Source organism: Zunongwangia sp. L-65, from assembly GCF_056859415.1.
Genome location: NZ_JBSXOK010000064.1, coordinates 1 through 18,355, shown reverse-complemented (window position 1 = coordinate 18,355; position 18,355 = coordinate 1). Strand labels below are relative to the sequence as shown.

Below are 18,355 nucleotides of genomic sequence, written 5' to 3'. Positions count from 1 at the left end.
AAAACAAAATTTAACTATGAAACCTTTAAGAATGCTAAAGTATAAGAATGGTGACGAACAACCGGCAATAGGTTTAGGTACCTGGAAATCTGGAAAAGGAGAGGTTACCAAGGCCGTTGAAATTGCATTAAATAACGGCTATAGACATATAGACTGTGCAGCAACCTATGGCAATGAAAACGAAGTTGGAGAAGCTTTTGAAAAAGTATTTGGTGAGGGCGAGATTAATCGCGAAGAGGTATGGATTACTTCTAAATTATGGAATGATTCACATAAAAAGGAAGATGTTATCCCCGCATTAAAGAAAACCCTTAAAGATTTAAAATTAGATTATTTAGATCTTTATCTAATTCACTGGCCTGTCGCCTTTAAAAAAGGAGTTGGTTTTCCTGAAAGTGATGATGAATATTATTCTTTGGAAGAAGTTCCCATTATCGAAACCTGGGAAGCAATGGTTGAAGCAAAAAAACAAGGTTTGGTAAAACACATTGGCGTCTCTAATTTCAGTATAAAGAAACTGAAAAATTTGATGAGCAAAACCAATGAGAAACCTGAAGCACTACAAGTAGAATTGCACCCATATTTACACCAAAACGAACTTTTAGAATTTTGCAGTAAAAACGGAATTAATGTGACTGCATATTCACCATTAGGAAGCGGTGATCGCGCCGACGCAATGAAAGCTAAAGACGAACCAAGTTTACTGGAAAATCCTACCATTTTAAAAATCGCTAAAAAACATGGCGCTTCTGCAGGACAGGTATTAATTAACTGGGCAGTACAACGAGGAACGGCAGTAATCCCAAAATCTACCAATAAAGGTAGAATCATAGAAAACTTGGCCAGCTCTGGATATCAATTAGATAAAGAAGATCTAGCTGAAATCGATAAATTAGATGAGCACTTTAGATACGTAACAGGAGAATTTTTTGTGACCGACGGAAATTCGTATTCCAATATTTACGATGAATAAACTACATTCATTTTGTATTCTATAAATCAAAAATCCCCGAAATCAAGAAAAATTCCGGGGATTTTTTTATTTCTATTTATCCAATCTTAAATCCTATTAAGAATCTATATTCGCTGCATTTTAGCTCAAAACTATTTAGCAATATTTACCGCTCTGGTTTCACGAATAACCGTCACTTTAACCTGACCTGGATAGGTCATATCGGTTTGTATTTTCTGGGAAATTTCAAAAGATAGATTACTTGCCTTTTCGTCATTTACTTTTTCACTCTCTACGATCACACGAAGCTCTCTACCCGCCTGGATAGCATAAGCCTTCTTAACACCACCAAAACCAAAAGCGATTTCTTCAAGATCTTTTAAACGCTGAATATAAGAATCCAGTACCTGTCTTCTTGCACCCGGTCTTGCGCCACTAATCGCATCACAAACCTGAACGATAGGAGATAATAAAGAATTCATTTCGATCTCGTCGTGGTGAGCACCAATAGCATTACAAACTTCTGGTTTTTCTCCGTGCTTCTCTGCCCATTGCATCCCTAAAATAGCATGAGGCACTTCGGTTTCAGTTTCCGGAACTTTACCAATATCGTGCAACAGCCCGGCACGTTTCGCTAATTTAGGATTAATCCCTAATTCGGCTGCCATCACCCCACAAAGTTTTGCTACTTCACGCGAGTGTTGTAAGAGGTTCTGGCCATAAGAAGAACGATACTTCATCCTACCAACCATTTTAATCAATTCTGGTTGCAGTCCATGAATACCAAGATCAATTACGGTACGTTTTCCTATATCAATAATTTCTTCTTCGATTTGTTTTTTAGTCTTTTTTACTACCTCTTCAATACGAGCAGGGTGAATACGACCATCAGTTACGAGTTTATGTAAGGATAAACGTGCTACTTCTCTTCTAACCGAATCAAAACAGGAAAGAATAATTGCTTCGGGAGTATCATCTACGATAATTTCTACCCCCGTGGCAGCTTCTAAGGCTCTAATATTTCGCCCTTCACGACCAATGATCCTTCCTTTAACATCATCGCTTTCTAGATTAAAAACAGAAACGCAATTTTCTACCGCTTCTTCTGTCCCTATACGCTGGATGGTATTGATAATAATCTTTTTAGCTTCCTGCTGTGCGGTAAGTTTAGCTTCTTCTATAGTATCCTGAATCAAAGCCATCGCATCTGCTCTTGCTGCTTCCTTAAGACTCTCTACTAATTGCGATTTAGCCTCATCTGCAGAAAGACCAGAAATTACTTCTAATTGCTGCACCTTACTACTGTGCAACTTATCAATCTCTTCCTGCTTCTTCTCTAAATAATCAGTACGATGTTCGTAATCTGCAATCTGATCATCCAGCTGCTTACTCTTATTCTCTAATTCTTTATTTAATTTCTTGTTTTTAGAAAGCTCGCTAGAAACTTGAGATTCTTTATCACGGGTACGCTTTTCAGCATCACCAATCTTTTTATCTCTGGCAAGAATTACTTTTTCATGCTCTGATTTTAGCTCAATAAACTTTTCTTTAGCCTGAAGGATTTTATCTTTTTTAATACTTTCGGCTTCGCTTTTTGCCTCTTTTATTATTCCGGCAGCTTTATTCTGGGCTTCCAGAATAGTTCCTGAAGCTTTTTTCTTTTCTAAAGATTTGGCAATGGCAAAGCCAATACCAAGACCAACTAATACTCCAATTATCGCGTATACTATATCCATATTTGTTGTTTATATATAAAAAAAGCCTGTATTAGTAGATGTTTTGTTTAAACTCCTTAAAATCAGGTTTAGGGCTAACAAGCTGATCAAGAATCCGTAATCCCTAAAAGGGAACGGCGCGCTTTTACAACTTAGACTCACCCTCTTTAAAGAATTATCTGTTGAGTTTATCAAAAAATAACTAATACAGGCAGTAACCTTAGTTTTATTTAAAGAACGTTTATGAAGCCATATGCTTTTGCAATAACTCGTTAAGTGACCTTAACTTGTCTTCTGCTTCTTGCATTTCTTCACTTTTATCTATATCTTTTTGTTCTGTTTGGGCGGCAAATTGTAAAGCGCACATAGCCAATACATCCTGCTTATCCCTAACAGCATAACTTTGCTCAAATTGCTTAATCATGGCTTCGATTTTTTTTGCAGCCTTTCTTAACCCTTCTTCTTGTCTGGGATTGATCGTTAAGGGATATACCCTATCTGCAATCGAAATTTTTATTTTAAGCTTGTCTTCCATCTACATTTATTCAGATAACTGAACGATACATTGATCGATCTCCCTAATAAGACTATTTATTTTAAGCTTAGTTTCCTTTTTATAATCATTACTGCCAAGCATCGCGTTTGCAGCTTTTAGATCTTTTATCTGGTTGTTAGAATTCTCCAATTGTCCTTTTAACCATGTATTTTCAGATTCAACCGCTGTCATTTCCCGTTCTAGTGATTGCATTTCCTGCTTCAGCAACTCGTGCCGATGCAACAACTTACTAATCCTATTCTCAAGGCTATCAACTATTTCGGTGATCTCGCTCATAAAAGTCAAACTCGATACTAATCCTTACAAAGTTAACATACCGTTTTAAATTTGCAATGATTTTTTATTTCATTTTTCTTTTTTAAGCCTTATAAAGTCTAACTTTCTAAATTATAGCGGTTTAATTTTGCACGAAGTTTGATTACCTTTACACCAGTAGAATTTAATGATTTTTGACGATATATGAAGCGATTTTTCAGCCTTTTTTTCGGTGTATTTTCTTTGATAGCAAATGCACAGATAGATAATGTTCCACAGGATTATTTTAAAGATCCCTTAGATATCCCGCTCATCTTGTCAGGTACTTTTGGGGAGTTAAGATCTAATCATTTTCATGCCGGATTAGATGTCAAAACCCAGGGACGCCAGGGATTAGAGGTTAAAGCTTCAGCAAAAGGCTTTATAAGCCGAATCAAAATTCAGCACTACGGCTATGGCAAGGCATTGTACGTACAACATCCTAATGGCTATACCACCGTTTACGGGCATCTAAAAAAACTGGCGCCAAAAATCGAAGAATATCTAAAGGAACGACAATATAATAAAGAGTCGTATGAAATTGAATTATTTCCCGAAGCCGGTGAATTATCGGTTGAGCAGGGTGAAGTTATCGCTTATAGCGGAAATACCGGTGGTAGCGGTGGCCCCCATCTTCACTTTGAAATTCGCGATGGCAGCCAGCGACCTATGAATCCTGAAATGTTTGGCATCGAGATTCAGGATACTCGGGATCCTATTGTGGATGGATTGTTTGCCTACCCTATCGGAAGAGAAGCTCATGTAAATAATTCGGCTAAACGACAAAAATTACGTTTGATACCCCAAAATGATGGCTCATATACAACTAATAGTGTTGAAGCCTGTGGAGAAATTGGCTTCGGTATTTCTACGGTAGATCAAAAAAGTTTGGCTCCCAATAAAAACGGCGTGTATAAAATTGAGGCCAGCCTGAACGGGAGCCCGGTGATAAATCTGGATTTTCGACGATTTTCTTTTGCAGAAAGCAGATATCTAAATTTTCTTATCGATTATGAATATTACTCGAATCACCGCAAAAGAGTTCAGAAATTATTTAAAGAAGCTAACAACCCCTTAAGTATTTACAACAGCGTTGTAAACGAAGGAAAATTAGAAATTGAAGATGGGCTGGATTATAATTATGTCGTGCAGGTCACCGATTTTAAAGGAAATTCTAAAACGATTAGAATTCCTATAAAAGGAAGTTTCTCTGGCAATATCACACCAAAAGATGAAGAAAAAACCGATTATTTTACCAGTTATAATCAAACTTTCTCTATTGAAGAAAATGGAATCGACATTTATATTCCTAAAAATGCTTTGTATTACGATACATTTTTAGATATCGAATTTATGGGCGATACCGTAAAAGTTCATCATGATGATGTCCCGCTACATAAAAATATCACCATTGGTTTTGACGTAAGCGATATCCCTACGGCACAAAAAGAAAAAATGTTTATCGCAAGATTAAATGCTTACGGGCGCCCAAGTTATTCAACAACTTATAAAAAACCCTCACGTTTTACCACCGGCACACGAACTTTTGGAGAGTACACCCTGGTTTCAGATGTGAACCCGCCTTCTATACGCCCGGTAAATTTTAAAGACGGACAATGGATTTCAGGCAACACTAATTTACAGGTAAAAATTAGCGATGATTTAAGCGGGATCCAGAGTTTTAGAGCTACAGTAAATGGCAAATGGATCTTAATGGAGTACGAATATAAAAACAATACCCTAACGCATGATTTTACCGACGGCGTGGTAACGGATACCGAGAATAACTTTAAATTGATCGTTACCGATAATGTAGGTAATATCAACACCTACGAAGCGAAGTTTTTTAGAAAAAACTAATTCTGTAAAATAACAAAAACGCTTCGCAATTTGCGAAGCGTTTTTTAGTTAAAGCCTTTTAATTAGTAATTACTATATGGCAAAACTTTGGACATTTTATCTCTCTTATCAAGTTAAGATTCGATAAATTCCTTCAGTGTTTTTACCACGTAATCAATCTCTTCTTTAGTATTATATTTTGAAAAAGAAAAGCGGATTGAGGGCGTTTTTAAATCTTCTTCTGGAAGAAAAGCATTTAAAACATGAGATCCTTTATCACTTCCACTTTGGCATGCACTACCTTTAGAACAGGCAATTCCTTTTAAGTCTAATTGAAATAAGAGCATTAAAGCTTTTTCTTCACTTACAGGAAGGTTTACGTTAATCAACGTATACGTACTTTTATCTAAATCGCCAGATTTCCCATTAAATTTCACTCCTGGAATTTCTTTTTTAAGCGATTCGATAAAATGAGATTTTAATGCCATCGTATAGGTCTTCTCTTCTTCAAGGTTTTGATAGGCCAGTTTAAATGCTTCCTCTAAACCTACAATATTATGCAAGCCCTCAGTACCGGCGCGATAACCTCGCTCTTGTTCCCCTCCAAAGATTAGCGGTTTTAAGCCACTATTTTTTCTTATAAACGCAAAACCTACTCCTTTAGGTCCATGAAATTTATGGGCGCTAACCGCGGTAAAATCTACTGGTATTTCTTTTAAATCCAACTCATAATGTCCTATAGATTGTACCGTATCTGAATGAAATAGAGCATTGTTTTGCTTACAAAGTAAGGCTACTTTTTTAATATCAAGCTTATTCCCTACTTCATTATTTACATGCATTAAACTTACCAGAGTTTTTACATCTGAATGTTCCAGACGATTTCCTAAATCCTCTAGATCAACTTCACCCTCTGCGGTAAGTTTAACATATTCAACTTCTATATCAAAACAATCTTTTAGCTGATTTACGCAATACAATACAGCATGATGTTCAATTTCCGAAGTAATGATTCGTCGAACACCCAAATCCCTAACCGCACTATTTAGTGCAAGATTATCGGCTTCAGTACCGCCAGAAGTAAAAATAATTTCAGCGGCGGTCACATTTAACTGTTTTGCGATTGTTTTTCTAGCCCTCTCAATCAATGATTTAGCAGAACGACCAAAACTATGTGTAGATGAAGGGTTTCCATAATTTTCTTGCATCACTTCAGTTATCTTGGTGATAACCTCAGGACGCATTTGGGTTGTGGCAGCAGAGTCTAAATATACTTTTTCCATGGTGCGCAAAGATAAGGCTATTTAAAATAAATTTAAAGAAGCTCCGTTGAAAATCTATAAAACTTCTATTTTTGTTCAAAAGCTTATTTATGAAAAAGACATTAGGCATATTAAGCCTTGTATTCTTGTTTTTCTCTTGTGACGATGGAGATATTGTGGTGACCGATTTTGAAATTGAGGATGCTACACTTAATGTTTGCGGATTAGACCAAAAAGTGATTTATGCCATAAATAACGATGGTGTTTACGAAAGTATTTCTCTTATTTTAGATGCCACCGGCCCCATAAACGACAGTGTAAGTAATGCACTAATTACGCAAGTTCGAGATACAGCATATACTTTTAATTTAAGCGGCAATAATAAACTTATATACAGAATTTACGACGGACCTATAGAGAACTCTTATTTTTGCTCCAATATCCCGCCAAGCCAGCCTAAGGTCTTGCAAGAATTTACAAGTGGTGATGCGGGCATCGTAAGTATTAAATTAGCTTACAGCGATGTTTCCAAAGACACCGATGACGCCGATGGTGATGGTATTCCTAACATTAAAGAAGGTTATGATCCTGACCTTACAGATGCAGAAATGCTGGATACCGATGGAGATGGCATACCAGATTATCTGGATATCGATGACGACGGGGACAATGTACTTACCGAAAATGAACTAAATCCGGAAGAAGGATCCTGGAAAGATTTTGGTTTTTTAGATACTGATGGGGACGGCACAGCAGATTATCTGGATACCGATGATGATGGGGATGGTGTACCCACACGTAATGAAGTAAACGATAATGACCTGGAAAATTTAGATGAAGGGCAATATTTAAACCCATTGATTTACCAGCAACAAGACGGGATTCCCGATTACTTAAATAAAGATTTCCAACGAAATGGAGAGAATCCAACTTATATTCCTAACAGAATTCAGCGTAACATAGTTACTGAAGTGAGAATTTCTGGTTTTAGTTTAATAGACCGTGATGGTAATTCGCCAGATATCAACACCAATGTCGCTTTTAATATGGGAAGCTTTACCTCCTCATACAACATAATCTACCAAACAAATATAGATTCTGAAGAAGACAGTGATACCGAAACCGAAGTAGAGTAAATTTCCTAAAAGCAATTAGGCATTTATTATATTTTTTTGCAAGACATCACAGCAACCATTGGGATTGCAACATTTACTCTTGATTATCGAGTAAAATATTTTTAAAGAGTGGATTAGGAATTCTGGAAAATATAAACTTCAGTAGCTCCTAATCCATATCTTTGATAATCGGCATCGTAAAACTTAACATTGTCATACCTACTAAAAAGATACTCAAGTTCAGCCTTTAAAACCCCTTCACCTACTCCGTGAATAAAAACAATTTTCTGGATTCTTTTTCGAATGGCAAACTCTAATTGTCCTCTTGCGGTATCTATTTGTTTAGTAAGAATATCATGATTTGACAAGCCTTTTAGGTAGGGAACCAATTTTTCGATATGTAAATCGACTTCCATGGGCGGAGCCTGTTTTTCTTTCTTTTTACTGAAAGTACGTTTCCTGTTTTTTCTGAAATGTTCTTTCTCCTGAAGTGCCTCCGCTATAGTTTCCTTCTCCACAATTAGCAAAGGTTCTGTTTCTTTCTGTATTTTCACCAAATCTTTCAACTGAAATTTCATAGAAAAACCATCTGAAGTTTCAATCCATATATTACTGTCAAGTATTTCAATAATTTTACCTTCAATATCATCATCTATTACCTGAACAATATCCCCTATTCTAAATTCCATTAGTCATTCTCATTTTCTTGATCTTTTTTATAATCATCTTTAGTAGCCGACCAGTATTGAGTGGCTCTGTATAAACCAAACATTAAAATTACCAGTCCGATAATCTTTGCATATGGCGAATTGTCTTCTACAGACATTCCATAAATCAAAACCGCTGCCCCAACTATAATGACAAGAGTATTAAGTATTTGCGAACTATTCTTTTTCATCTTATTTTTAAAACCTTTTGTCTAAAATTTAAAATATTTAGACCATTAAATCAAAAATTGAAGTATTTTTGTATACAAAATTAATTTAATTATGAAGCAATATTACATATTCTTTGTATTAATCTTTCCCCTATTTCTAAACGCTCAGGTAGATTTAAGTGTTTCTCCATCTCCGGATGGGGAAGATAGTTATGTATATGTGAATAATGAAATATTATTTGTCACTAAAGGAATAAACCTTGAAAAAAATAATAATTCATCTACAGAAGCGAGCATATATCTAAGAAGTAAAGCACAATTGCTACAGGGAGACGATATAGATAATTCTGGAGATGGTTATCTTTCTGTTTTCCAGGAGGGGACTTCAAATGCTTTTGATTATAATTATTGGGGAATGCCGGTAGTAACCACCGGTAAAAAACTGAATCAAATTTTATACGAACCTATAGACAAAACAATAAGTAGACCTGTTCAAATAACTTCTAATCTCAATGGTTCCGCCAACCCGTTAACCATATCTTCTCGTTGGATTTACAAATTTTCTGGTCTAGGCTATAATTCATGGCAGCATATTGGGAATAATATTAATCAACTTGCAGCAGGATTGGGTTTCTCTATGAAAGGAACAAATGGCACTGACAATACCACAATTGATGGAGTAAAAAACAATCCGGGAAGCGCTCAAAGATATGATTTTCGAGGTATTCCAAATAATGGAAATATTACCTTAAACATCGACCCAAATAAATCAATATTGGTAGGTAACCCTTATCCTTCGGCTATAGATCTTGATGCATTTCTAAAAGATCCGGATAATGATATTACTGGCATTGCTTATTTTTGGGATAGCGAGGCTAATGGAAAATCGCATTATTTAAAAGATTACGAGGGAGGCTATGGAGCCTATTCACCGGGAGCAGGAGGTTACGTTCCCGCCATTTTTAAAAAGTATGCCAATCAATCTGGAAATGTGATTGGAAATGCTGGCGAAAGTGGAGCTAAATATAATGTAAAGTATCTACCAATTGGCGCGGGCTTTAACGTTATTGGTAATGCTACAGGAGGAACCGTGACATTTAAGAATAGTCATCGTATCTATGATCCCAATACAGCTATAAAATTACGTGAGAAATCAGCTGAAACCGGGAGCACTAACTCCTCTGTAATTATTAAAAATGATGAAGCGGTAAAAATTAGATTGAATGTTAATCTTAATGACACCTATACCAGACAACTTTTGGTAGCTTTTAATGAGAATGCTACCGTTGGACCAGATAAAGCTATGGACGCACCAATGTTTGGAAAACTGGCCAGTGATGCTTCTTTTAATATTGAAGAAAAGGAATATATGATCAACGTTTTACCCTTTGATCGTTCAAAAATGATTCCTTTAAATATCGTAACCGTAAGTGAAATGGAAGTCGATTTTTCTATTGACACTACAGATTTCCTTGATAATGAAAATATTTATCTTTATGATTCTGAAAATAATAGATATACCGATATTAAAAAAGAGCATTACAAGCTACAATTAAACGGAGATTTTAAAGATCGCTTCTTTATTGCTTTTGAAAATGACCAGCCTACTGAAGAAGAAAAGATTCAGGAAACTAAAGAAGAAGAGACTTTTGTAGCTTCTATCGATATTTTTCAAAATAATAATGAAGGTCGTTTACAGATTGTTGTACCAAAAGATGTAAAAGTAAAACATGTAGCTGTATATAATTTGAATGCAGGCGCAGTAATTAACCAGGATATCTCCACTTTAGAAAAGGAATTGAGCTTTTCTACCACTAATTTGATGGATGCCATTTACATCGTTCAAATCAAAACCGCAGATAATAGAACAGTAACAAAGAAAATTACAGTTAAAAATTAATACGGGTTACGAAGAATATATGCTTCCATGCCTTAACAAAACATTGTTGGGCATAGATTGTTACGGCTGTGGAGGCCAAAGAGCTGCTATATTACTTTTTCAGGGAAATTTTAGAGAAGCATTTTTAATGTATCCTGCCATTTATACTCTGGTAATCTTTGCAATATTTTTAATTATAAATATTAAGTTTAAATTTAAAGGCGATTTTAAAATTAAAATCGCCTTTATTATTTTAAACGCATCGATAATGATAATTTCGTATATTTTTAAAATGATACAATTTTATAACCTAACCAATTAATGCAATATCATGAAAGAGAAACTACCTAATTCTACCTTAATTTTATAATTTTAATCTTTGGAATGCTGTCAATTATAGGCTGTTGCTGTTATGGCCTATTCGGGATCGTGTTTGGGATTCTAGCCATTGTTGTCGAATAAAGCAAAAGAGCTTTATTACGCGAATCCTGAACTATATACAGGATATGAAAATGTAAAAACTGGCCGGATTTTAGGAATTATCGGTTTAGTACTAAGTGCACTTTCATTTATTTCTTCAATCATCATGATTATCACCGCCGGAGGTATAGAAGGTCTTATGGAAATGCAAAGAGAAATATACGGATCAGGATTTTAAAAAAAGCCTGAACAATATATAAACTTAAAATCCCCGGTAACTCCGGGGATTTTAGGTTTTATGACTTGCTTTCTATCTTTCAAAAGCTTTTAACGTTTTGGTAATAATTTCCACACAATCCTTTAGTTGCTCTTCGTCCATCACTAAAGGTGGTGCAAAACGTATAATATTTCCATGTGTAGGTTTAGCTAAAAGACCATTTTCTTTTAAAGCCATACAAATATCCCAAGCAGTAGAGCTATCTGGAGTATCGTTTATTACAATTGCATTTAAAAGCCCTTTACCCCTAACTAACTCCACAATATTGGAAGTTCTAATATAATCATCTAAGAGTCTACGGAATAATCCTCCTAATTTCTCCGCATTTTCTGCTAATTTTTCTTCTTTAATCACCTCTAAAGCAGCATGTGCAACTGCACAAGCTAGCGGATTCCCTCCAAAAGTTGACCCATGCTGTCCCGGCTTGATAACATCCATAACATTATTATTTGCTAAAACTGCTGAAACAGGATATACTCCGCCTGAAATTGCCTTTCCTAGAATAAGAATATCAGGTTTTACCTCTTCGTGATCTACAGCTAATAATTTCCCTGTTCTTGCAATACCGGTTTGAACTTCATCAGCAATAAAAAGCACGTTGTGTTTTTCACAAAGCGCTTTAGCGCGCTTTAAAAAACCTTGAGATGGCACATAAACCCCTGCTTCTCCCTGAATAGGTTCTACTAAAAATCCCGCAATGTTATTATTCTCATTTAATGCTTTCTCTAAAGCATCAATATTATCATAAGGTATTTTCTGAAAACCTGGCGTGTAAGGGCCAAAATTCTTTCTGGCATCCTCATCATTAGAAAATGATATTATAGTGGTCGTTCTTCCGTGGAAGTTATTTTCACAAACAATGATCTCAGCTTCCGTTTCTTTAACACCTTTAGTTTCGTAAGCCCATTTTCTGGCTAATTTAATAGCAGTTTCTACGGCTTCAGCTCCGGTATTCATTGGTAATAACTTATCAAAGCCAAAATATTCTGTAGCATACTCTTCAAATGGTCCCAAAACATCATTATGAAATGCTCTTGAGGTTAAGGTTAAAGTAGCTGCCTGATCATTTAAAGCTGCTACAATTTTGGGATGACAGTGCCCCTGATTCACTGCTGAATAGGCCGAAAGAAAATCATAATATTTTTTCCCTTCAACATCCCAAACATGCACACCTTCTCCTTTGCTTAAAACAGCTGGTAACGGATGATAATTATGCGCCCCATGCTTATCTTCTAATTCGATAGCTTGTTGTGATGAATTGATTTTTGTTAATGCCATTCCTTTTTCAAATTTTATTCATTAATATCTGCAATTCCTTCTTGTTCTGCTTTTACAGATTAGGAGAGAAATCATCCATTTTTAATGTTTTCGCAATTTACTAAATGTTTACTGATTTTTTTAGAGACCCCTACCTTTAATCCTGCAATTATTCTATTTTTGCGGTATGGGAAGAATGAATAAAAATAAGCTTTTTGAAGCTGTTGAAGTTGTAGATGCCGGTGCTAAGGGTAAAAGTATTGCGAAATCACCAGATGGTCGTGTTATTTTTGTAAATAATGCAGTCCCTGGTGATGTTATCGATGTCCAAACTACAAAAAAACGAAAGTCCTATTTTGAAGGGACTGCCGTTAATTTTCATTCGTATTCTGATAAAAGGGTAGAACCCGTTTGCCAACATTTTGGTACCTGCGGGGGGTGCAAATGGCAGTTTATGGATTATAAATATCAACTCGATTACAAACAACAGGAAGTAACCAATAACCTTAAGCGACTGGGTAAAATAGAATTGCCTGAAATCACGCCTATTTTAGGTAGTAAAGAAATCTATTTTTATCGAAATAAAATGGAGTTTTCTTTTAGTGACAGTAGGTGGTTAACATTAGAAGAAATTCAAAGTGGTAAAGATTTTGAAGATAAAAATGCACTTGGATTCCATATTCCTGGAATGTGGGATAAAATCTTAGACATAAAGAAGTGCCACCTTCAGGAAGATCCAAGCAATGCTATTAGAAATTTTGTAAAAATATTTGCGACTCAAAACGAAATTCCCTTTTTTAATACCAGAGCGCAAAACGGACTTCTACGTACATTGATGATTAGAACATCAAGCACCGGGGAAATCATGGTCCTTATTCAGTTTTTCGAAGAAAATAAAGCAGTTAGAAAGCTATTATTAAATGCGGTTGCGGAAGAATTTCCTGAAATTACTTCTTTACAGTATGTAATCAACAATAAAGGAAATGACACTATTTATGATCAGGAGGTAATTTGCTATAAAGGTAGAGACCATATTTTTGAGGAAATGGAGGGGCTCACATTTAAGATCAATGCCAAATCATTCTATCAAACTAACTCTGCACAGGCCTACGAACTTTATAAAATTACAAGAGAATTTGCCGGTCTTAAAGGGGAAGAACTTGTTTACGACCTTTACACCGGTACAGGAACGATTGCACAATTTGTAGCCAAAAATGCCAAAGAGGTAATTGGTGTTGAAGCTGTTCCCGAAGCCATTAGCGATGCAATTGAAAACGCAAAAAGAAATGGTATTACGAACACCAAATTCTTTGCCGGAGACATGAAAAAAGTTTTTACTCAAAACTTTATCAATAAACATGGCCATCCAGACGTTATTATAACAGATCCACCACGTGATGGGATGCATAAAGACGTTGTTGCGCAAATTATAAATATTTTACCTAAAAAAATTGTTTACGTTAGTTGTAATTCGGCAACCCAGGCTAGAGATTTAGCTTTGCTGGACGAATATTACAAAGTTACAAAGGTACAGCCCGTTGATATGTTCCCACAAACATTTCATGTTGAAAATGTGGTATGTTTAGAAAGAAAATAATGAAATTTATCATTCAAAAAAAACAATTTATTCTAGGCTTTTTAAGCCTTTTAATCTTTGCAGGATGCCAAAGAGATGATATTTGCCCAGAAACGGTAGATACTACGCCCATGTTGGTCATTAATTTTTACGCAAATAATGCCCAAAACGAACCTAGAACCTCTGTAAACCTTACCGTGCGTGAAGTAGGCAGGGATACTTTAGATATGCTATTATATCGGGTAAATAGCCAAAGCATCCGTATTCCACTGAAAACAGGCCAAAATTCTACAAAATATGAATTTATTTATAATGGGCCTGCTTATAATGAAAATGGAGAGATCATAGAAAATGAAGATAATAATCTTGAAACCAATACCGACATTATAGAATTTACATACGACCCTGAAGAAGAATATATAAATCGAGCCTGTTCTTTTAAGGTGAATTATTTAAATATAGATTACATCATTGAAGGTGGGGAAGATGGCCGATGGATTAGTCGTATGAGATTTCTAACAAATAACATTACCACAGACAATTTTGAAAATGACGATGAGGATAATGATGACAATGAAGATGTGCCTACTGCACATTTAAATATATTTTTTGATTAATGCTTAAAAAAATATCCCGAAATTATATAAAAACGGCTTTAGTATTTAGCACCATATTCTTTTCTATAAGCACTGATTCCTTATTTGCACAAAATCAGGAAGAACCAATAGCTTTGGAGACTAAAAAAGATACCGTTTATAAAGAAAAATATGGTTTAAGAGTGGGTATAGACCTAAGCAAATTAGCCAGAACCGTTCTTGATGATGACTATACCGGCTTTATGCTAGAAGCTGATATGCGCATTTATAAAAATTACTACTTAGCTGCTGAAATTGGTAACGAAACCCTGCCTTTTGGTGAAGATTATATTAAAGTTTCATCATCTGGAAGCTTCGTTAAGATTGGAGCAAATTATAATGCTTACGAAAACTGGGAAGGAATGCAAAACATTGTTTTTGCAGGTTTGAGATACGGTTTCTCTACTTTTAGCCAGGATCTTGAAGAATACCAAATCTATACTACCAATAATTATTTTGGAGATGATATAAGAATCGATGGCTCGAAAGCCTCTGGATTAAATGCCAGTTGGATCGAATTAATGGCCGGATTTAAAGTTGAAGTGCTTAAAAATTTATTTTTATCAGCTAATGTGCAATTAAAACGTAGACTAAGCCAAACTACACCTGATGGCTTTGACAATCTTACCATACCTGGCTTTGGTCGTACCTTCGACGAAAGTAATTTCGGAATTGGCTATGGATATTCCATCTCTTACCTGATTCCAATATTCAAAAAAGCAAAAAATTAAATTATTTATTAGGACCAGTCTATAAGACATTGACTTGAAAATTAAAATTGTTTTTAAAATCTATTCATTCTAATCATAGCTTATCCATTTAATCATAGTTTGGATACTATCCTAGCATTGATTATTAAATATAGATTTTTCTAAACAATCTTAATAGTTTGGGTGAATTTATATTTAATTTACGCTCCTAGAGTCCAGAGATTGTAAACCGTCAATTCGCTCAATTGGCACATATTTAAAGTTGTTTTTTTCGTTTTTTCGATCCCTCATAAATTTCATATTTCAAAAAACGAGATTCCAAGCCCCCATTAAACATCTTTACTTTTCTAGATGGTCTCAATCCAACATTTTTCATTGCTTCATCTTCTGAGGTTATAAACCATGCTTGTGTACCTGGATAGTTTTGCTTCAACGTATCTCCTATTTTTTTATAAAATTCAGCAATATTCACCTGTAACCTTTCTCCGTATGGAGGATTAAATACCATATGCAAGTGGCGATCATTTCTTTTTTCAGTTTCACAAAAATCCACTCTTTCTATTTTTATAAATTCGGTAAGATTAGCATTCTTCACATTATCCTTAGCTTTTTCAACTGCAGATGGTGCTTTATCATATCCTACGATTTCAAAATGGAAATCCTTTACTTTCTTAAGACTGGAAGCTTCGATCTTTTCAAATAAATCTTCATCCCAATCCTTCCAACGCTCAAAACCAAATTCTTTACGGTTTATATTAGCGGGAATATTACAGGCGATCATAGCAGCTTCAATAGGAATAGTACCACTACCACACATGGGATCAAGAAAATCACATTGTCCCTGCCATCCTGATTTCAATATCATCCCCGCAGCAAGAATCTCATTAATAGGAGCTATATTTGTTGCCGTACGGTATCCCCTTTTATGCAAAGAATCCCCACTGGTATCTAAAGATACATTACACCATGTTTTTTCGATATGAATATTTACCCGAAGACTAGGGAACTTTAGGTCAACATTCGGCCTGGCACCGTATTTCTCTCTATAACGATCTACAATAGCATCCTTAGTTTTCAGGGATATGTATTTTGAATGGGTAAAAACCTCTGAATGTAATGTAGCATCAACTGCAAGACTGCCGTTAACGTCCAAAACAGCATCCCAATCCAATCTTTTTATATTTTGATATAAATCCTCTTCAGAAAATACTTTAAAACCAGCGAAAGGCTTTAAAATTTTTATGGCGGTACGTAAACAAAGGTTTGCTTTATACATAAACCCCTTATCACCTACAAAACTAACCATTCTATTGCCTTCCTTTACATCCATCGCACCAAGATCTCTTAGCTCCTTTGCTAATATGGGCTCAAAACCAAAGAAAGTCTTAGCGATCATTTTAAAATTACCTTCCATAATCATCTTTTTAAAGAGTGGCAAAATTACGTTATTTTCGCAGCAATTAATAACCCAAGCTTAATTGGTTAAAAAAATAATTTCAACTGAAATAATTTTATAAAACAACCGACTAACTAAAGCCTAAATTAACAGTACTATTTAATGATATTTATTTTACCGCTTTTAGCAGTTCTTATTGGTTATTTAATTGCAAAATTTTTAAAACCTTCTTCTTCAAGCACTTTTAAATTATTGCTTTCCTTTAGTGGTGCTTATCTATTGTCAGTGACTGTATTTGAATTGCTTCCTGAGGTCTATGAGCATAGCGGCAAAGAAATCGGAGTTTTTATACTACTGGGATTATTATTTCAAATTATTTTGGAGTTTATATCGAAAGGGCTCGAACATGGCCATATGCACCACAACCCAAATACTCAACAATTCCCCTTGATGTTACTGGTAAGCTTAGGCATTCATTCTTTACTGGAAGGATTTCCTTTAAATGAAAGTTCTCATTTACTATATGGGGTGGCTATTCATAAAATACCAGTAGCAGCGATATTAAGTATCTTTTTATTTAACTCTAAAATTGGTAATATTAAGGCATTTTTATTTTTATTACTTTTCGCTTTAATGACGCCTTTAGGAAGCTGGCTAAAATTACAATTTGAATTTATACAAACTTATGCAGCCTATTTAAATGCAATTGTGATTGGTGTTTTTCTTCATATATCTACTACTATTTTATTTGAAGCTTCTAAAAACCATAAGTTTAACGCATCCAAATTAGGTGTTATTATATTAGGAATTATATTAGCCTATTTTATGTAGCCATGTTTAGTAAAGAAGAAAGTAAAAGAATAAAAGAAGAGTTTTGGACGAGCTTTGGACAAGAATATTCCAGAAAATGGATACTGTATAATACCAAGATTAAAGAAATACAATTCAAATTTTCTTTTGATCGAAAAAAAGCGATGGTATCTTTAGATATTGATGCTGAAGATGAACTCATCCAAGCTTATTACTTTGAAAAAATTCAATCCTTAAGGACAATTTTAAAATCCGAATACCTACCAGAAGTTATTTTAGACGAAGAATTTGAATTACCAGAAGGCAAAATAGTTTCCAGAGTATATGTGCTCTTAAACGAAAAAGTTAGTATTAATAATAAAAAAGATTGGCCAAAAGTAAAAGCCTTCTTCGATGAAAATATGCATCAATTAGAATTATTCTGGTTGCAGTTCAAAGACTTTATTACTTCTTAATCAACAACATCAGTATAGCCTTAATTTTACTAACTTCAAGTGTACTTTTTCCAAAAAGGCTTGACAAATCATCATATCCTCCTTTCTATACCAAATAGACGTTTCAAATATTATAAACTACTAGTATTCTTATAATACGTCTTTTAAAAATAAGCAACGATTACAGTAAAATGTCTAGATACGATTTTAGGATCATTCTCAAAAGTTGTGTGTGAATTGAAATATTAATTAGATTTTTGTTTTCTAAACAGGAAGCATTGGATCCATATATAGACCTACTCAAGATATTATTACCAGAATTATTAATCACCCATTTTGATCTAACCGGAC

Annotated in this window: 19 protein-coding genes and 1 other RNA gene; 11 read left to right on the top strand and 9 right to left on the bottom strand. The window is 34.8% G+C overall.

The features are described from left to right. The first annotated feature begins 16 nt into the window (after positions 1-16). Positions 17-973, top strand: a complete 957-nt coding sequence (locus AC13DP_RS11625) for an aldo/keto reductase (RefSeq protein ID WP_483067856.1) — start codon at positions 17-19, stop codon at positions 971-973. A gap of 131 nt (positions 974-1,104) precedes the next feature. Here AC13DP_RS11625 and rny read toward each other — a convergent pair whose 3' ends face one another. The 4 genes from rny to AC13DP_RS11605 form a co-directional block, all read right to left on the bottom strand. Beyond that, positions 1,105-2,688, bottom strand: a complete 1,584-nt coding sequence (gene rny / locus AC13DP_RS11620; RefSeq protein WP_347406690.1) for a ribonuclease Y — start codon at positions 2,686-2,688, stop codon at positions 1,105-1,107. Positions 2,689-2,737: 49 nt separating this feature from the next. Next, a non-coding RNA gene (ssrS, locus tag AC13DP_RS11615) (6S RNA) lies at positions 2,738-2,855 on the bottom strand. 53 nt (positions 2,856-2,908) lie between these two features. Beyond that, positions 2,909-3,202 carry a cell division protein ZapA gene (locus tag AC13DP_RS11610; protein WP_041579872.1) on the bottom strand — a complete coding sequence of 98 codons (294 nt, stop codon included), beginning with the start codon at positions 3,200-3,202 and terminating at the stop codon, positions 2,909-2,911. 6 nt (positions 3,203-3,208) lie between these two features. Beyond that, the gene (locus AC13DP_RS11605) at positions 3,209-3,499 is read right to left on the bottom strand and encodes a hypothetical protein (protein ID WP_347406689.1); all 291 of its coding nucleotides are present in this window, start codon (positions 3,497-3,499) and stop codon (positions 3,209-3,211) included. Positions 3,500-3,682: 183 nt separating this feature from the next. Here AC13DP_RS11605 and AC13DP_RS11600 point away from each other — a divergent pair, with 183 nt between their 5' ends. Next, positions 3,683-5,377 carry a M23 family metallopeptidase gene (locus tag AC13DP_RS11600; protein WP_483067855.1) on the top strand — a complete coding sequence of 565 codons (1,695 nt, stop codon included), beginning with the start codon at positions 3,683-3,685 and terminating at the stop codon, positions 5,375-5,377. A 113-nt stretch (positions 5,378-5,490) separates the two neighbouring features. Here the strand turns inward: AC13DP_RS11600 and AC13DP_RS11595 are convergent, their stop codons facing one another. Then, complete coding sequence (locus tag AC13DP_RS11595; RefSeq protein ID WP_013071291.1) at positions 5,491-6,639, bottom strand: cysteine desulfurase family protein; 1,149 nt, start codon at positions 6,637-6,639, stop codon at positions 5,491-5,493. Between the two features lie 89 nt (positions 6,640-6,728). Between AC13DP_RS11595 and AC13DP_RS11590 the strand changes: the two genes are divergently transcribed. Next, positions 6,729-7,754: a hypothetical protein gene (locus AC13DP_RS11590; RefSeq protein WP_347406687.1), complete on the top strand. Its 1,026-nt coding sequence runs from the start codon at positions 6,729-6,731 to the stop codon at positions 7,752-7,754. 113 nt (positions 7,755-7,867) lie between these two features. On the opposite strand, the gene AC13DP_RS11585 is transcribed toward AC13DP_RS11590, so the two are convergent. Next, positions 7,868-8,422, bottom strand: coding sequence for a Smr/MutS family protein (locus AC13DP_RS11585; RefSeq protein WP_347406686.1), 555 nt, complete (start codon positions 8,420-8,422; stop codon positions 7,868-7,870). Next, positions 8,422-8,631: a hypothetical protein gene (locus tag AC13DP_RS11580; protein WP_013071288.1), complete on the bottom strand. Its 210-nt coding sequence runs from the start codon at positions 8,629-8,631 to the stop codon at positions 8,422-8,424. The genes AC13DP_RS11585 and AC13DP_RS11580 overlap by 1 nt, the downstream gene beginning before the upstream one ends. Positions 8,632-8,722: 91 nt before the next feature. On the opposite strand from AC13DP_RS11580, the gene AC13DP_RS11575 reads away from it, so the two are divergent. From AC13DP_RS11575 to AC13DP_RS11565, 3 genes are all read left to right on the top strand, one after another. Further along, positions 8,723-10,510, top strand: coding sequence for a T9SS type A sorting domain-containing protein (locus tag AC13DP_RS11575; protein WP_483067854.1), 1,788 nt, complete (start codon positions 8,723-8,725; stop codon positions 10,508-10,510). Between the two features lie 19 nt (positions 10,511-10,529). Then, positions 10,530-10,811: a DUF2752 domain-containing protein gene (locus AC13DP_RS11570; RefSeq protein WP_041578799.1), complete on the top strand. Its 282-nt coding sequence runs from the start codon at positions 10,530-10,532 to the stop codon at positions 10,809-10,811. A gap of 129 nt (positions 10,812-10,940) precedes the next feature. Beyond that, positions 10,941-11,147: a CCC motif membrane protein gene (locus AC13DP_RS11565; protein ID WP_339811431.1), complete on the top strand. Its 207-nt coding sequence runs from the start codon at positions 10,941-10,943 to the stop codon at positions 11,145-11,147. A 72-nt stretch (positions 11,148-11,219) separates the two neighbouring features. Here AC13DP_RS11565 and rocD read toward each other — a convergent pair whose 3' ends face one another. Then, a complete protein-coding gene (gene rocD, locus AC13DP_RS11560; protein ID WP_339811429.1) occupies positions 11,220-12,464 on the bottom strand; it encodes an ornithine--oxo-acid transaminase in 1,245 nt (414 codons plus the stop codon). Between the two features lie 166 nt (positions 12,465-12,630). On the opposite strand from rocD, the gene rlmD reads away from it, so the two are divergent. From rlmD to AC13DP_RS11545, 3 genes are read left to right on the top strand one after another with little or no spacing between them, the layout of a single operon-like run. Then, entirely contained in the window at positions 12,631-14,040 is a 1,410-nt protein-coding gene (gene rlmD / locus AC13DP_RS11555) for a 23S rRNA (uracil(1939)-C(5))-methyltransferase RlmD (RefSeq protein ID WP_339811427.1), read from the top strand. Beyond that, positions 14,040-14,636 carry a DUF6452 family protein gene (locus AC13DP_RS11550; RefSeq protein ID WP_339811425.1) on the top strand — a complete coding sequence of 199 codons (597 nt, stop codon included), beginning with the start codon at positions 14,040-14,042 and terminating at the stop codon, positions 14,634-14,636. The genes rlmD and AC13DP_RS11550 overlap by 1 nt, the downstream gene beginning before the upstream one ends. Further along, positions 14,636-15,385, top strand: coding sequence for a DUF6048 family protein (locus tag AC13DP_RS11545; protein WP_013071281.1), 750 nt, complete (start codon positions 14,636-14,638; stop codon positions 15,383-15,385). Before AC13DP_RS11550 ends, AC13DP_RS11545 begins: the two co-directional genes overlap by 1 nt. Before the next feature lie 235 nt (positions 15,386-15,620). Here AC13DP_RS11545 and AC13DP_RS11540 read toward each other — a convergent pair whose 3' ends face one another. Beyond that, positions 15,621-16,778, bottom strand: coding sequence for a THUMP domain-containing class I SAM-dependent RNA methyltransferase (locus tag AC13DP_RS11540; RefSeq protein WP_339811422.1), 1,158 nt, complete (start codon positions 16,776-16,778; stop codon positions 15,621-15,623). Positions 16,779-16,922: 144 nt separating this feature from the next. Between AC13DP_RS11540 and AC13DP_RS11535 the strand changes: the two genes are divergently transcribed. Together AC13DP_RS11535 and AC13DP_RS11530 are read left to right on the top strand one after the other, a co-directional pair. Further along, positions 16,923-17,591 (top strand): ZIP family metal transporter, encoded by a 669-nt coding sequence (locus AC13DP_RS11535; protein ID WP_013071278.1) that lies wholly within the window; start codon positions 16,923-16,925, stop codon positions 17,589-17,591. A 2-nt stretch (positions 17,592-17,593) separates the two neighbouring features. Then, a complete protein-coding gene (locus AC13DP_RS11530) occupies positions 17,594-18,025 on the top strand; it encodes a DUF4268 domain-containing protein (RefSeq protein ID WP_483067853.1) in 432 nt (143 codons plus the stop codon). Positions 18,026-18,355 lie beyond the last annotated feature (330 nt).

What these genes read in the sequence shown, in the direction of transcription:
- AC13DP_RS11625 (WP_483067856.1), top strand. Translation starts at nt 17, where the DNA reads ATGAAACCTTTAAGAATGCTAAAGTATAAGAATGGTGACGAACAACCG.
- rny (WP_347406690.1), bottom strand. Translation starts at nt 2,688, where the DNA reads ATGGATATAGTATACGCGATAATTGGAGTATTAGTTGGTCTTGGTATT.
- AC13DP_RS11610 (WP_041579872.1), bottom strand. Translation starts at nt 3,202, where the DNA reads ATGGAAGACAAGCTTAAAATAAAAATTTCGATTGCAGATAGGGTATAT.
- AC13DP_RS11605 (WP_347406689.1), bottom strand. Translation starts at nt 3,499, where the DNA reads ATGAGCGAGATCACCGAAATAGTTGATAGCCTTGAGAATAGGATTAGT.
- AC13DP_RS11600 (WP_483067855.1), top strand. Translation starts at nt 3,683, where the DNA reads ATGAAGCGATTTTTCAGCCTTTTTTTCGGTGTATTTTCTTTGATAGCA.
- AC13DP_RS11595 (WP_013071291.1), bottom strand. Translation starts at nt 6,639, where the DNA reads ATGGAAAAAGTATATTTAGACTCTGCTGCCACAACCCAAATGCGTCCT.
- AC13DP_RS11590 (WP_347406687.1), top strand. Translation starts at nt 6,729, where the DNA reads ATGAAAAAGACATTAGGCATATTAAGCCTTGTATTCTTGTTTTTCTCT.
- AC13DP_RS11585 (WP_347406686.1), bottom strand. Translation starts at nt 8,422, where the DNA reads ATGGAATTTAGAATAGGGGATATTGTTCAGGTAATAGATGATGATATT.
- AC13DP_RS11580 (WP_013071288.1), bottom strand. Translation starts at nt 8,631, where the DNA reads ATGAAAAAGAATAGTTCGCAAATACTTAATACTCTTGTCATTATAGTT.
- AC13DP_RS11575 (WP_483067854.1), top strand. Translation starts at nt 8,723, where the DNA reads ATGAAGCAATATTACATATTCTTTGTATTAATCTTTCCCCTATTTCTA.
- AC13DP_RS11570 (WP_041578799.1), top strand. Translation starts at nt 10,530, where the DNA reads ATGCTTCCATGCCTTAACAAAACATTGTTGGGCATAGATTGTTACGGC.
- rocD (WP_339811429.1), bottom strand. Translation starts at nt 12,464, where the DNA reads ATGGCATTAACAAAAATCAATTCATCACAACAAGCTATCGAATTAGAA.
- rlmD (WP_339811427.1), top strand. Translation starts at nt 12,631, where the DNA reads ATGGGAAGAATGAATAAAAATAAGCTTTTTGAAGCTGTTGAAGTTGTA.
- AC13DP_RS11550 (WP_339811425.1), top strand. Translation starts at nt 14,040, where the DNA reads ATGAAATTTATCATTCAAAAAAAACAATTTATTCTAGGCTTTTTAAGC.
- AC13DP_RS11545 (WP_013071281.1), top strand. Translation starts at nt 14,636, where the DNA reads ATGCTTAAAAAAATATCCCGAAATTATATAAAAACGGCTTTAGTATTT.
- AC13DP_RS11540 (WP_339811422.1), bottom strand. Translation starts at nt 16,778, where the DNA reads ATGGAAGGTAATTTTAAAATGATCGCTAAGACTTTCTTTGGTTTTGAG.
- AC13DP_RS11535 (WP_013071278.1), top strand. Translation starts at nt 16,923, where the DNA reads ATGATATTTATTTTACCGCTTTTAGCAGTTCTTATTGGTTATTTAATT.
- AC13DP_RS11530 (WP_483067853.1), top strand. Translation starts at nt 17,594, where the DNA reads ATGTTTAGTAAAGAAGAAAGTAAAAGAATAAAAGAAGAGTTTTGGACG.